This window comes from Nonomuraea sp. NPDC050547 (assembly GCF_044457345.1).
In the GTDB taxonomy this organism is placed as follows: domain Bacteria; phylum Actinomycetota; class Actinomycetes; order Streptosporangiales; family Streptosporangiaceae; genus Nonomuraea.
On record NZ_JBITGW010000009.1, the window covers coordinates 62,476 to 75,167 of the forward strand.

The 12,692-nt window shown below is 70.3% G+C and carries 13 protein-coding genes; 6 read left to right on the plus strand and 7 right to left on the minus strand.

Going from position 1 to position 12,692, the window contains the following annotated elements:
- Nucleotides 1–104 precede the first annotated feature (104 nt).
- Nucleotides 105–1,646: a PP2C family protein-serine/threonine phosphatase gene (locus tag ACIBHY_RS22880; RefSeq protein WP_397247396.1), complete on the plus strand. Its 1,542-nt coding sequence runs from the start codon at nt 105–107 to the stop codon at nt 1,644–1,646.
- Nucleotides 1,647–1,663: 17 nt separating this feature from the next.
- On the opposite strand, the gene ACIBHY_RS22885 is transcribed toward ACIBHY_RS22880, so the two are convergent.
- The 3 genes from ACIBHY_RS22885 to rho all read right to left on the minus strand — a co-directional run bounded on the left by ACIBHY_RS22885 (nt 1,664) and on the right by rho (nt 5,522).
- Nucleotides 1,664–3,427 carry a prolyl oligopeptidase family serine peptidase gene (locus ACIBHY_RS22885; protein ID WP_397247398.1) on the minus strand — a complete coding sequence of 588 codons (1,764 nt, stop codon included), beginning with the start codon at nt 3,425–3,427 and terminating at the stop codon, nt 1,664–1,666.
- Between the two features lie 144 nt (nt 3,428–3,571).
- Entirely contained in the window at nt 3,572–4,423 is an 852-nt protein-coding gene (locus ACIBHY_RS22890; RefSeq protein ID WP_397247400.1) for a putative RNA methyltransferase, read from the minus strand.
- A 16-nt stretch (nt 4,424–4,439) separates the two neighbouring features.
- Nucleotides 4,440–5,522 (minus strand): transcription termination factor Rho, encoded by a 1,083-nt coding sequence (rho, locus tag ACIBHY_RS22895; RefSeq protein ID WP_397247402.1) that lies wholly within the window; start codon nt 5,520–5,522, stop codon nt 4,440–4,442.
- A gap of 315 nt (nt 5,523–5,837) precedes the next feature.
- Here rho and ACIBHY_RS22900 point away from each other — a divergent pair, with 315 nt between their 5' ends.
- The 3 genes from ACIBHY_RS22900 to ACIBHY_RS22910 are packed head-to-tail and all read left to right on the plus strand — an operon-like array spanning nt 5,838 to nt 7,622.
- Nucleotides 5,838–5,978, plus strand: a complete 141-nt coding sequence (locus ACIBHY_RS22900) for a hypothetical protein (protein ID WP_379611272.1) — start codon at nt 5,838–5,840, stop codon at nt 5,976–5,978.
- 15 nt (nt 5,979–5,993) lie between these two features.
- Nucleotides 5,994–6,734 (plus strand): MBL fold metallo-hydrolase, encoded by a 741-nt coding sequence (locus tag ACIBHY_RS22905; protein WP_397307665.1) that lies wholly within the window; start codon nt 5,994–5,996, stop codon nt 6,732–6,734.
- 39 nt (nt 6,735–6,773) lie between these two features.
- Complete coding sequence (locus ACIBHY_RS22910; protein WP_397307666.1) at nt 6,774–7,622, plus strand: TolB family protein; 849 nt, start codon at nt 6,774–6,776, stop codon at nt 7,620–7,622.
- Between the two features lie 18 nt (nt 7,623–7,640).
- Here the strand turns inward: ACIBHY_RS22910 and ACIBHY_RS22915 are convergent, their stop codons facing one another.
- Nucleotides 7,641–9,545, minus strand: coding sequence for a nitrate- and nitrite sensing domain-containing protein (locus ACIBHY_RS22915; RefSeq protein ID WP_397247408.1), 1,905 nt, complete (start codon nt 9,543–9,545; stop codon nt 7,641–7,643).
- Nucleotides 9,546–9,608: 63 nt separating this feature from the next.
- Nucleotides 9,609–9,983 (minus strand): hypothetical protein, encoded by a 375-nt coding sequence (locus ACIBHY_RS22920; RefSeq protein ID WP_397247410.1) that lies wholly within the window; start codon nt 9,981–9,983, stop codon nt 9,609–9,611.
- Nucleotides 9,984–10,086: 103 nt separating this feature from the next.
- Here ACIBHY_RS22920 and ACIBHY_RS22925 point away from each other — a divergent pair, with 103 nt between their 5' ends.
- Nucleotides 10,087–10,614 (plus strand): DUF6886 family protein, encoded by a 528-nt coding sequence (locus ACIBHY_RS22925; RefSeq protein ID WP_397247412.1) that lies wholly within the window; start codon nt 10,087–10,089, stop codon nt 10,612–10,614.
- On the opposite strand, the gene ACIBHY_RS22930 is transcribed toward ACIBHY_RS22925, so the two are convergent.
- Entirely contained in the window at nt 10,580–11,548 is a 969-nt protein-coding gene (locus ACIBHY_RS22930) for a ketopantoate reductase family protein (protein WP_397307667.1), read from the minus strand. The genes ACIBHY_RS22925 and ACIBHY_RS22930 overlap by 35 nt on opposite strands.
- Nucleotides 11,533–12,261, minus strand: coding sequence for a glycosyltransferase family 2 protein (locus tag ACIBHY_RS22935; RefSeq protein ID WP_397247416.1), 729 nt, complete (start codon nt 12,259–12,261; stop codon nt 11,533–11,535). The genes ACIBHY_RS22930 and ACIBHY_RS22935 overlap by 16 nt, the downstream gene beginning before the upstream one ends.
- A 77-nt stretch (nt 12,262–12,338) precedes the next feature.
- Between ACIBHY_RS22935 and ACIBHY_RS22940 the strand changes: the two genes are divergently transcribed.
- A complete protein-coding gene (locus ACIBHY_RS22940) occupies nt 12,339–12,689 on the plus strand; it encodes a YybH family protein (protein WP_397247418.1) in 351 nt (116 codons plus the stop codon).
- The last annotated feature ends 3 nt before the right edge of the window (nt 12,690–12,692 follow it).

A 12,692-nucleotide genomic window follows, 5' to 3' on the forward strand; every position in this document is an offset into this window, starting at 1 on the left:
CCGGGGTGCCGCCGCGAGTGATTCAAGTCTGTCACGATGAGTAGCTCGTAGTCCTGTCCTTGGATTTACCCCATGTCAGCGGTAATTGTGGTAGGCACGGTGGGATGACTGCATCTCCCCACGCGCTGCTCGCCGCGACGTTCGCGCCGGGTGAGTCAGCCGTGCCCGCGGCCAGGAGGTTCACTCTCGAGGTGATGACCGCCTGGGCGGTCGCCGCCGTGCTGCCGGACGCGGAGCAGATCGCCGGTGAGCTGGCAGCTCAGGTCGCTGACGAGCCGTTCGAGGTGATCTGGAAACATTTCGGCGACGCGGTGCAGGTCGAGCTGCGGCAGCGTACGGCTCCCCAGGCCGACCCGAAGGGTCCTTCGGTCGAGGTGGAGGAGTGGGGGATCACCTTCGCGGGCGATTCCCGTGTCCATTGGGCAAGGCTCACGCTACCGGGTTCGTCGGAGAGAGTCGCGGCCGAATGGTCGGAGGACACCTCCAGGGGACCCCACTGGCTGGGCTTCCTGGCCGATGCCAGCGACCTTCTCGCCGGCACGCTCGACCCCGACATGGTGCCCGCGATCATCGCCCAGATCGTCGTGCCCAGGCTGTCGAGCTGGTGCGGCGTCTACACCACCGACGGCGCGGTCGGGCCGCTGCGGCTGGCGTACCTGTGGCACGCCGACGAGGCCCGCATCGACGGGCTGCGCGAGGAGCTCGCCGGGATCGGCATCGACGAGGCCGACACGCGCGCCACCTCCATCGTCCATCTCGACGGCTCGCAGGTCCTCGCCGTTCCGCTCACCGCGCGTGGCCGTCAGCTCGGCATGATGTGCCTCGGCCGTACCGACCGCTTCCCCGACGAGGTCGTGCAGTTCGCCGACGACATCGCCCGCCGCGCCGCGCTCGCGATGGACAACGCCCGCCTGTACGCCCAGCAGGCCGCCGCCAACCGGGCTTTGCAGCGCAGCCTCCTGCCGCCCAACGAGCCCGAGGTCCCGGGCCTCGACTACGGCGTCGTCTACGAGCCCGCGGGCGAGGCCAACGAGGTCGGTGGCGACTTCTACGACCTGTTCGCGGCCGAGGACTCCTGGCGCTTCGCCATCGGCGACGTCTGTGGCACCGGCCCCGAGGCCGCCGCCGTGACCGGCCTGGCCCGTCACACGCTGCGCCTGCTGGCCCGCGAGGGCTACGGCGTGGCCGCCGTCCTGGGCCGCCTCAACCAGGCCATCCTGGAGGAGGGGGAGCGGGCCCGCTTCCTCACGTTGCTCCACGGCGACATCACGCCGATGCCGAGCGGCCTGGAGGTACGCCTGGTGTCGGCCGGTCACCCCGAGGCGCTGCGCCTCAAGCCGAGCGGGGTCGTGGAGGCGGTCACCACGCCGCAGTCGCTGCTCGGCGTCTTCTCCGAGGTGCAGTTCGAGGCCGACACCATCCATCTCGACCACGGCGACGTGCTGCTGGCGGTCACGGACGGGGTGACGGAGCGTCGCAGCGGGGGACGGCTGCTGGATGACGGCGGCGGGCTGGCCAAGCTGCTGGCCGAGTGCGTGGGACTGTCGGCGCGCGCCGTGGCCGAGCGCATCCGCCGCGCGGCCGAGGACTACGCTCCCGAGCCCAGCGCCGACGACCTGGCCATCCTCGTTCTGCGTGCGCGCTGACTCTCTTTATGCCAGACCTAATGGCGAGTATGTTTCCGGGCGAAATCCAACTGGAGTGCCATTTGCGCAATGCGCTCCGACACCACGAGTGAGCCCCGCACCGCGTCATAGGTGTAGATCTCATGCTCGCGCCCATGCTCGGCGAGTTTCGCCACGTACTTCTCGATCTGCCGCAAAGGACAGCGTGTGTCGTTCTCGCCCGCGAGAATCAGCACGGGTCCCTTCACCCGGTCGACATAGGTGATGGGCGAACTGGCCGTGTAGCGTTCCGGCTGCTCGTCCGGGGAGCCGCCGAACAGCGAGCGCTGGTAGGCGCGCAGGCTCTCCGTCTCGTCCTCGTAGCAGGTCTGGTGGCAGGCGATCGGGACCGCGGCGATGCCGGCCCGCCAGTGGTCGGGCTGGACGCCCATGCCGAGCAGCGCCAGGAAGCCGCCCCACGCGGTGCCGGAGAGCACCAGCCGCTCCGGGTCGGCGACGCCGCGCGCCACCACCCACTCGCGCACGGCCGCGACGTCGGCCAGTTCGATGTGCCCGACGTCGGCGTGCAGGGCGTCGCGCCAGGCGGTGCCGTAGCCGGTGGAGCCGCGGAAGTTGACCCGCACCACCGCGTAGCCCGAGTCCACCCACGCGGCGACCTCGGGTGAGTAGGAGTCGCGGTCCTGCGCGGTCGGGCCGCCGTGCAGCAGGAACACGGTCGGGTACGGCGCGGCGCCGTTCTCCGGGCGGGAGATGAGCGCGTGGATGCGGCCGCCGGGGCCCTCGACGTCGATGTCCTCGACCGGGACGCTGGGCGGGGCGGGAGGACCGGCCGGGTTCATCACGACCTGCCCGTTGCTGGAACGCACCACGGGCGGACGCGAGCCGCTCGACCAGGAGTACTCCACGTGGCCGCCGGGGCGCGGCGACGCCTCGTCGATCACGCCGTGCGGGGTCTCGATCGGGGTGAGGCCGCCGCCGCCCAGATCGTAGCGGTGGAGGTAGCTGCGGGCGCGGTCCTCGCGGGTGATGAGCAGGGCGCGGCCGTCGGCGTACCACTCGGCGTTGAGGTCGCCCGGGTCCTTGAGCCAGATCTCGCGCTGTTCGCCGGAGGCCGGGTCCCAGACCAGCGGTTCGTGGCGGCTGCGGCGCTCGTGGAGCGTGAGCAGGCGGCGATCGCCCATGATGGGGGCGAATCTGAGGCCGACCACGCCCTTGTCGGGGCCGTCGTAGAGCTCGGCGACGGTGTCGCCGCCGGGGCGCACGACGCGCAGCGCGGGGCGGCGGAAGTCGCCGTACTCGCCGTGGTTGATGGCGATGAGGGAACCGTCGAGGGAGATGTCGGCGACCCAGCCGGCCTCGGTGTGCTCGTAGAGGAGCGTGGTGGGTTCGCCGGGCTGGACCAGGTGGATGCGGAAGGAGCCCTCGCCGGCGAGGCTGATGGCGGCGGCGCCGGTGGCCGAGAGCATGATGCCGCCGGGGTGGCCCGCGCGGATGGACGGGTCGACGGGCTCGTCCGGCCCGCCGTTGAACGGCTGCCGCATCCACCCGCCGAGCTCGTCGCCCTCGGGGTCGGCGAACCAGTAGATCCACTGGCCGGTGGGGTCGATGGCGGCGTGGGCGGTGCCTTTGGGCTGCTCGGTGACCTGGCGGGTGACTCCGGCGGTGCGGTCCCAGGCGTAGAGCTCCCAGGTTCCGGTGGCGTTGCTCCTGTAGATCGAGCGGTTCGGGGCCTGGCGTGCCCACGTGGGCAACGTCATTCTCGGCGCCCGGAACCTGGCCTGCCAGCGTTCCTCCGCCTTCATCCGGCGCGTCCCCTCCCTCTGGCACCGCGCGCTTCCCGGGCGCGGTTGGCGTCCAGTATTGCGCCTGTGTCGCGGAAATACTTGAGGAATGTGGGGGAATTTCGGACTAAATACCCCATCAGTAACACGGGTCGCATATGTCCGTCAAGGAACGGGCCTTGATCGTGGTCCTGTCACGAAGATAGACAGTTCAAATGCCACTTGGGTTGACACTTTCCCCAGGTTTTTCTCAGCGAAGAGCCGGGAAATCCTGGCCCGGAGAACATCATCCTCCAGATGCCAGGCGCTCGGGCCCATGCGGACGACTTCCGCGACCTCGTCCGGGCCCAGCTCAAGATCGTAGGCGAGCAGGCTCTGTCCGGCCAGGGTGAAGTCCGGCAGACCGCGCGCCACCCGCTCACGCTTGTCCTCGTCGACCGTGAGCAGCCCGAGCTCCTCGACCAGCGGCCGCAGGTGCCCGCTCGCGGGCGTCACCACGACCAGCCGGCCGCCCGCACGCAGGATGCGGGCGAACTCCGGCCCGTTGCGCGGTGCGAAGACGTCGAGCACCACGTCGGCGACGCCGTCGGCGATCGGCAGCGGCTGCCACACGTCACCGACGAACGCCCCGGCCCGCTCGTGCGCGCGAGCGGCCCGCTTCACCGCGTGCTTGGAGATGTCGAAGGCGATCCCGACGGCGGAGGGGTCCAGCGCTCGTGCGAGGTAATAGCCGGTCCCGGCCCCCGCGTCCACGACGACCGAGGCGCCGGAGCAGATCGAGGCCAGTTCGCCGGCGAGCGGCGCGTAGTGGCCGGAGCCCAGGAACGCCTCCCGGGAGGCGACCATCTGGGGCGTGTCGGCGGTGCCCGGCGGCTTCGAGCCGGTCAGCAGGCTCACGTACCCCTGGCGTGCGATGTCGAAGGCGTGACCGGAGGCGCACCGCACCGTGCCCGGCAGCAGTTCGAGCGCGCCCCTGCAGACGGGGCAGACGAGGTACGGGACGGCGTCGGCGAGCATCCGTCCATTGTGGACCTCAGGAGGCGGCGGCCTGCAGGAGGAAGGCCGCGTTGGAGGGAGTCTCGCGGAGCTTGTCGATGAGCAGTTCCGTGCCCTTGCCCCGGTCGAGCGAGGTGAGCATGCGGCGCAGCTTCCACACGATCCGCCGCTCCTGGCCGTCGAGCAGGATCTCCTCGCGGCGCGTGCCGGAGGCGTCGAGGTCGACGGCGGGGAACAGGCGCTTCTCGGCCAGGTCCCTGGTCAGGTGGATCTCGCTGTTGCCGGTGCCCTTGAACTCCTCGTACAGGCTGTCGTCCAGCCTGGAACCGGTGCCGACCAGGGCGGTGGCGAGGATGGTGAGCGAGCCGCCGTCGAGCACGTTGCGCGCGGCGCCGAAGAAGCGCTTGGGCGGGTAGAGGGCGGCGGCGGCCAGCCCGCCGGTCAGCACGCGCCCGGTGCCGGGCGAGAGGTTGTTGTACGCCCGCCCGAGCCGCGTCAGCGAGTCGAGCAGCACGACCACGTCCTCGCCCTGCTCCACCAGGCGCTTGGCGCGCTCGATGGCGAGTTCGGCGACCGCGGTGTGTTCCTGGTCGGGATGGTCGAAGGTGGAGGAGTAGACCTCGCCCGCGATCGTGGTACGCATCTCGGTCACCTCTTCGGGACGCTCGCCGACGAGCAGCACGATGAGGTGGATCTCGGGGTGGTTGGCGGTGACGGCCGCGGCCAGCGCCTGCAGGACCATGGTCTTGCCGGCCTTGGGCGGCGCCACGATGAGCCCGCGCTGGCCCTTGCCGATGGGCGCGAACAGGTCGATGACGCGGGTGGTCAGGGAGTCGGTCTCGATGGCGAGCCGTTCCGTGGGAAAGATGGGGGTGAGGTCGGCGAAGTGCGGACGCTCGCGCCAGCCGGCGCGGCCGTTGACGCTCTCGACCGAGGTCAGCTTGGCGCCGGACGCGACGGCGACGACCTGGTCGCCGTGTCGCAGCCCGAGCTGCTGAGCCCGGTCGGCGGCGATGCGCAGATCGCCGAGGTGGGCGGTCTTCCCGCGGATGTCCAGCAGGCCGGTGACCTGCCGGGCGGGGGCTTGTGACCGCTGCCGGGGAATGGTTTGGACAGACATGATGACCCTCCTTGAGGGCATGCCGACGCAGGTCGGCTAAGGTGTTGATAGACGGTGGGCCGGACCCTCAACACGGGCGGGGCCACCGAAAGGGGAGTGCAGCGGAGCCATGAGCTCGACGCTGCTCGAAACGTATCACACGTTCCGATTCCCCAGAACGTCTAGCCCTTCGGTGCTATTCCCGGGGGGTCTTCGCTTGTTCGCCCCCCAGGTGTGAAGCACAACGGCGTACAACGTGTCAAGCGGGCTGCAGGGCCGCTGCAATCCGCTGAGGCTTTCATAGATGTGAGAGAACGTCCTAGGGGGACCGCCATCATGACCAGCACCCAGTGCCCGAGGTGTCAGACCGAGCTCGACGAGGGCCCGATCATGTACCGCTGCTCCACGTGCCGCCGCGCCGTCTACGCCGCGGACCTGGAGAACGACTACGTCGCCAGGCACTCGGTGGCCGCTTAGCCCTAATCTGGGCGGATGCCCCACCCATCGACGACCGTGGCAGGCGTCGAGATCACACCACTGTGCGACGCCGTCGGCCCCATGGGCCCGGCTCTCCGCCTGCCGTTCCTGGAGACCTTCCCCGGCGCGCACGCCGACGAGGGCCCGTGGATCCTGCACTTCCACTGCTACCTGCTGCGCGGGCGGGACGGCCGGCTCACGCTCGTGGACACGGGCGTCGGAGCGGCCGACTCGCCCGCCGCGGCCTGGGCGCCGGTGCCCGGCCGCCTGCTCGCCGAACTGGCCGCAGCCGGCGCCGCGCCCGAGGACGTGGACACGGTCGTCATCACGCACCTGCACAGCGACCACTGCGGCGGCTCGGTGACCGGGGGCACGCCCGTCTTCGCCAACGCCCGCCACGTGGTCCAGCGCGCCGAGGTCGAGGCCGTCTCCGACACGATCAGGACCGCCGTGCTCGACCCTCTCGGCGACGGACTGCACGTCGTCGACGGCGACACGCAGATCTCCCCCGGCCTGTGGGTACGGCTCACGCCCGGCCACACCGCCGGCCACCAGATCGTCGAGACCGAAGGCGTCACCGTGTTCGGCGACATCCTCCACCACCCGGCGCAGCTGGCCGACCCGTCGATCCGCTACGTCTACGACGACGATTCCGACCTGGCGGCCAAGACCCGTCTGGAGCAGGTCGCCCGGGTGCGCGCGCGACACACGCTGCTCGCCACGTCACATTTCCCCGAACCCTTCGTCCAGCTGTGACATCAAGGAGGGGACAGTTCCATTGAGCGGGGGAATTCCATGAAGGTCTTGGCGGGTGCCGTGCTGAGCGCCGCGCTGGTCGTGCCGGTGACGGCCCAGGCGGCCACGGCGGCACAGGAGAAGCTGGTCTACTTCTCCTACGACAAGAACGGCAAGGTCCGGGCGTACGAGAAGGGCGAGGGCTGGCGCACGCTGGCCGGCACGGGCGTGATGCCGCAGATGGCGGCGGCGCCCGACGGCCGCAAGGCGGCCTGGATCACCGGCAACGGCAAGCTGGTCGTGAAGGCGGGCCGCACGCTCACCACGGTCGCGACGAAGCTCCAGGGCGGCACGCCCTGCCTGACGCCGACCTGGTCGGCCGACTCCAAGCAGGTCGCCTACGTCAAGGGCGAGACGGCCATGGCGGTCGGGGCCGACGGCACCGGCGCGCGCAAGCTCGGCTCGACCAAGGGCGTCTGCCACCTGGCCTGGTCGGCCGACGGCCGCTACCTGGCCGGGTACACCGGCGAGGCCGACGCCCTCTACCTGCTCGACACGGAGACCGGCAAGGACGACAGGGTCAAGGGCGTCAAGTCGATCACCCACGTGCAGAGCCTGTCGCCCGACGGGAGCAGGGCGGTCGTGCAGGTCCCGTCCGACCCGGAGACGCCGGGCGACGGCACCTGGCCGTCGGCGTTCACGCCGGTGCTCCTGGACACGGCCTCGGGCAAGAAGCGGGCCATCCCGGTGAAGGGCAAGCTGACCGGCGCGTTCTACCGGCCCGACGGCAGCATGGTGGTCAGGACGGCCGGCAAGATCGTCATCCTCGACCGGAACGGCAAGGAGGTACGCCGCCTGGCCGAGCCCGCGGGCACCAAGGACGCGGCCCTGCTCCAGGTCACGGGCTGACGCTTCAGGTCAGCGGCCTCACCGGCTGACCAGCGGCGCGTGCTCGTGCAGCAGTCCGGAGGGCAGCGCGACGAGGGCGGTCAGGCCACCGTACGGTGAGGGTCCGAGCCGGACCCTGATGTCATGCCTGGCCGCCAGCCGCGCCACCACGAACAGCCCGAGCCGGTCGCTCTGCGCCAGGTCGAACTCGGGCGTCTCCTCCAGCCGCGCGTTGAGCTCGTCGATCTCGGCGCGTTGCAGGCCGAGGCCGCGGTCCTCGATCTCGATGGTCAGCCCGTGCGGCGTGGTCGTGCTGCGCAGGTCCACGCGGGTCTGCGGCGGTGAGAACAGCGTGGCGTTCTCCACCAGTTCGGCGACGAGGTGGGCGACGTCGGTGACCGCGGCGCCGGACAGCGCGAGCGGGGGCGGCTGGAGGATCTCCACCCGCTGGTACTCCTCCACTTCGGCGACGGCGGCGCGCAGCACGTCGAGGATCGGGACCGGGTTGCGCCAGCCGCGTCCCGGCGCCTGTCCCGACAGGATGATGAGGCTTTCCGCGTGCCTGCGCATGCGCGTGGTCAGGTGGTCGAGCTTGAACAGGTCGGCCAGCGCCTCGGGGTCCTCGGCGCCCCGCTCCATGCTGTCGAGCTGAAGGAGCTGGCGGTGCAGCAGCGACTGGTTGCGCCGGGCGAGGTTGACGAAGACCTGGTTGACGCCGTGGCGGAGCCTGGCCTGGCCGACGGCGGCCTCCACCGCGGTGGACTGCACGCTGTTGAACGCCTGCATGATGTCGCGCACCTCGGAGGTGTTGGCAGCGACCTCCAGCGGGATGACCTGGACCGGCTCGGGTGCCTGGGTCGTGGTGGCCTTCAACCGCTGGACGAGGCCGCGCAGCCGTACCTCTGCCAGCTCGGCGGCGGCGGCGCGGAGGGCGGCGAGCTCGCGGACGAGACGGCGGCGGAAACGCAGGGACAGCGCGACGGAGGCGATGACGGCGAGCAGCCCGACGCCGCCCGCGATGCCGATCTTGATCAGGATGGCGTTGGCCGCCGGGTTGACCCGGGCCACGATGCCCTGGACGGCGAAGGTCTGGTTGCGCTCGACGGCGGCCCACAGGTTGTCGGCGTCGGTGGGCCAGGTGGCCGCGCCCGCGGGCAGGCCGTTGACGGTGGCCGGGCCGCGCAGGAGGTCCTCGAGTTCGAGGAACTCGCGGTAGGCGGGCCCCTGGGTCAGGCTCTCGTACGGCAGCCGCAACCCGGGATCGAGCTGGGCCAGCGCCTGGGTGTAGAGCAGCCGCCGGGTGGCCACCATCCCGGTGAACGCCTCGCGCTCGGCCTTGCCGACCTTGCCCGCGGCCAGCACGACCACGACGACGGCTCGTTCGCGGGCGAGCAGTTCCTTGGCCTCGCCGAGCATGGTGACGGCGTGCGCCTGCCGGTAGAGCGAGGTGTCGGGGACCAGGACCATGGCGTCGTGCAGACGGTAGACGGCGTCGACGATCCGGTTGTAGCCGATGATCACGTCGAGGGCGCGCGGGGCGCCGCCGGAGGTGATGCGCCGGATGTCGGGCAGTTGCTCGAGGGCGGTGTTGAGGCCGCGCAGCTGGGTGTCCATCTCGGGGGAGATGTCCCGCTGCTCGGCGGCGAGCCGGTGGAAGCGGGTCAGCGCCCGGTCGGTCAGCCCCCGCTGCTTGGCCACCTGCGCGCTCTGCCGCTTTCCCGAGACGTGCTCGACGGAGAGGTGCCGCTCCTGCTGGAGCTGGACGACGACCTGCTCGGCCGGGTCGGACAGATTGGTGACCAGTTTGTTGATCTCCAGGAGGCGCAGTCCGTCGCCACCGGTCAGCCCTGCGGCGAACGCCCACAGGCCCACCAGCGAGATGAGCGGGACGAAGAGCAGGACGAGGAGCTTGAGCGCAATGGGGCGGCCACGCTGGGGGGGCATCCGACCTCCGGGTGCACGATGAGAGCGCCTCGCACGATACACCGAACACCCGGATAAATGGGGTTATGCCGGGCGATCCTCCGGCCGTCGCTGGGCCGGTGCTCCGGCGACCAACTGGTCCTCGGAGTGGCGCTCGCGCTCCAGTTTGCGTTCGAGCTCGCGCTTCTCCTCCTCCAGCCGGACGGCCTCGGAGCGGTTGTGCCGCAGCGCCCTGCGGCGCTTGGCCGCGCGGCGGGAGCCGGAGTTGACCATCGCGATGCCCAGCAGCAGCACCGCCGCGACGACGGCGCCCGCGACGAACATCTCCAGATGGTTCGGCGCGAAGCCGTAGCCGAACACGGTGAAGGAGGCGTCGGTGGCGGTGGCGCTCGGTTCCATCGACGCGACCACGATCGCGCCCGTGGCGATCAGGACTAGGACAAGACCCAAAACGATCATCTGAACTCACCTCGACCGTCGCACTGCCCCGGCAGGGCCGCGATATGCGGGACCTCTGCCGTGTCGCTCGGCTTTCGGCCGGTCAGACCATCAGGATGGTTACATGAGACCCGGACCAGGACAGGTGCTGCACTTCTCGGAAGACCCGACAATCAAGCAGTTCGTGCCGCATGTCGCGAAGACCTCGGTACAGCGCGAGTCGTACGTCTGGGCCGTCGGCCCGGAACGCTGCCCCGACTACTGGTTCCCGCGCGCCTGCCCGAGGGCGATGGCGTGGAAGGGCGCGCGCACGACCGAGCGCGACGCCGAGCGGATCATCGGCGCGGGCTCCGGCGAGCGCGTGCACGCGATCGAGTACGGCTGGCTCAAGGCGATCATGGAAGTCCGGCTGTTCGCCTACCGCCTGCCCGCCGGCCCCTTCGAGCCCATCGGCGACCCGCCGCACGCGGTCGTGGCCCAGGTCCCCGTGCTGCCGCTCGGCCCGCCCGAGCCGGTCACCGACCTCATCGACCTGCACGAGGAGGCGGGGATCCAGCTTCGCGTGCTGGACAACCTCTGGCCGTTCTGGAACGAGGTCACCGCCAGCACGCTGGAGTTCAGCGGGATACGGCTGCGGAACGCTCGTCGATGAGCGCCTGAAGCTTGGCCACGGGCATCGAGCCGGGCGGCAGCTTCTCGCGGGCCGCCCGGTTGGCCTCGCGCTGCAGCACCTCGTTCACCGGCGCCGGCCGGCCGAGCTCGCGCGCCAGCAGCACGATCTCGCCGTTGAGGTAGTCGGCCTCGATGCTGCCCGCGCCTCTGGCCAGGCTCTGCCAGGACGAGCCGCCGCCTCTGGCGACGCCGTCGATCGGGGCGAGGTCCACGAGGTGGCCGCGCACGCGCCGTTCGTCGTCCTGGGTGGTGAAGGCGATCCCGGCCGCATCGAGCAGGCCCATCGCCTCGGTTCTGGCCTGCTGGTGGATGTCGCCGAAGCCGCCGGGCTCGCACAGGGCCTCGGCCGCGTTGCCGAGGTTGCCGAGCAGTTTGCCGTGCTTCCACCGCATCACATCCGGTACGGCCCGCGCCACGAACCCGCTCCGGGTGAGATCGTCGGTCACCTCGGCCGCCAACTCGTCCACACCCTGTGGATAGCATCCGACGTGCAGCATGCCGGGGTGCGGCGCGCCGTACGAGATGACCACGCCCGGCTCCAGGTGCAGGGCGGGCAGCCAGACGCACATGCCATAGACCCGCTCGAACCTTCGCAGGGCGACGGGTTCGTTGCAGACGCCGTTCTGGGCCAGCACGACCGGCAGGTCACGCGACCACGGGTCCAGGGCGGCGACGGTGTCCTGCGACTTGGTCGCCAGGACGATCACGTCGTCGTCGCCGGTGGGGACGGGGCCGTCGGCCACTGGGATGTCCAGCGTCTCCACGCCGGACGGGGAGATCAGTTTCATGCCGCTCGCGCGGAGGGACTCGTAGTGGGCGCCGCGGGCGATCAGCAGCACATCATGGCCGCCCTGAAAGAGCTTGGCCCCGATGGTGCCGCCAACGGCGCCGGCGCCGATCACGATATAGCGCATGATCCGAGGCTACTAGGCGCCGGAGCGGCGACCAGTCCCCGGTTGCGCTCGCGCAGGATCGTCTTCAGCACGCGCCAGCCGTCGCGTACGGCGTGCAGGTTGCTCTCGCCGTGGATGCGGCAGTGCTCGTGGCTCGGCACTTCCTGGATGAGCAGCCCGGCCTGGGCGGCCCGCACGTTCATCAGCGTCTCGATCTCGAAGCCGTCGCAGTCGAGCGCCATCGCGTCGAGGTGCCTGGCCCAGAACGCGTTGTAGCCGTAGCAGAGGTCGGTGTAGCGCGTTCCGTAGAGCATGTTGGTCAGGCCGGTCAGGACACGGTTGCCGAACGAGCGCAGCACGCTGATGTCGCTGGAGCCGCCGCCGGGCGCGTAGCGCGAGCCCTTGGCGAAGTCGGCGCCCTCGATCAGGGCCTCGACGAACAGGCCGATCTCGCGGCCGTCGGTCGAGCCGTCCGCGTCGATCATGACGATGATGTCGCCCTTGGCGGCGGCGAAACCGGCGATGAGGGCGTTGCCCTTGCCTCTGCCGGTCTGCGTGACGACGTGAAGGTCCGGACGGAGCCTGCGGGCGACCGCGACGGTGTCGTCGGTCGAGTTGCCGTCCACCAGGATGACCTCGTCGATCCAGGAGGGCAGCGTTGCGAAGACGTGGGGCAGGTTCTCGGCTTCGTTCATTGCCGGGACCACGACGGTGACGCTGGCGGAGAGCTTCATGTGAGCAAGGTCTCCCCAGGTGCCTGCAGGCGGCTTGACATTGCCTTGCACGTGCAAAGGATCTATAACCTTAGATCATGATTTCTGCCCAGAAAACGATAGAAGCGCACCTCGCCGCCATCGCCGGCCGTGATCTGGAGGCCTACGCGGAGACCCTGCACGACGACGTGATCGTGGTCCTCCCGAACGGCAAGACGCTCGAAGGCCGCGAGGCCGTCCTGGAGTTCCACCGCGAGTGGTTCTCCGAGCTTGACTGGACACAGAAAATGTGCCGGATTTGGGAAAAGGAGACCGAGGGCACCCTGGTCTCGGTCTACGAGGCCGACTACCACGAGGGCGACTACCACGCGCGCAACCTCGTCAGCCTCGTCTTCACCCGTGTCGGCGACACGTGGCTCCTCCTGCACGACCAGAACACGCGGTTGTAATCT

Coding starts and splice junctions, on each gene's coding strand:
- ACIBHY_RS22885 (WP_397247398.1), bottom strand. CDS start 3,427: ATGAAGGCGGAGGAACGCTGGCAGGCCAGGTTCCGGGCGCCGAGAATG.
- ACIBHY_RS22905 (WP_397307665.1), top strand. CDS start 5,994: ATGCCCCACCCATCGACGACCGTGGCAGGCGTCGAGATCACACCACTG.
- rho (WP_397247402.1), bottom strand. CDS start 5,522: ATGTCTGTCCAAACCATTCCCCGGCAGCGGTCACAAGCCCCCGCCCGG.
- ACIBHY_RS22925 (WP_397247412.1), top strand. CDS start 10,087: ATGAGACCCGGACCAGGACAGGTGCTGCACTTCTCGGAAGACCCGACA.
- ACIBHY_RS22930 (WP_397307667.1), bottom strand. CDS start 11,548: ATGCGCTATATCGTGATCGGCGCCGGCGCCGTTGGCGGCACCATCGGG.
- ACIBHY_RS22890 (WP_397247400.1), bottom strand. CDS start 4,423: ATGCTCGCCGACGCCGTCCCGTACCTCGTCTGCCCCGTCTGCAGGGGC.
- ACIBHY_RS22910 (WP_397307666.1), top strand. CDS start 6,774: ATGAAGGTCTTGGCGGGTGCCGTGCTGAGCGCCGCGCTGGTCGTGCCG.
- ACIBHY_RS22940 (WP_397247418.1), top strand. CDS start 12,339: ATGATTTCTGCCCAGAAAACGATAGAAGCGCACCTCGCCGCCATCGCC.
- ACIBHY_RS22920 (WP_397247410.1), bottom strand. CDS start 9,983: ATGATCGTTTTGGGTCTTGTCCTAGTCCTGATCGCCACGGGCGCGATC.
- ACIBHY_RS22880 (WP_397247396.1), top strand. CDS start 105: ATGACTGCATCTCCCCACGCGCTGCTCGCCGCGACGTTCGCGCCGGGT.
- ACIBHY_RS22900 (WP_379611272.1), top strand. CDS start 5,838: ATGACCAGCACCCAGTGCCCGAGGTGTCAGACCGAGCTCGACGAGGGC.
- ACIBHY_RS22935 (WP_397247416.1), bottom strand. CDS start 12,261: ATGAAGCTCTCCGCCAGCGTCACCGTCGTGGTCCCGGCAATGAACGAA.
- ACIBHY_RS22915 (WP_397247408.1), bottom strand. CDS start 9,545: ATGCCCCCCCAGCGTGGCCGCCCCATTGCGCTCAAGCTCCTCGTCCTG.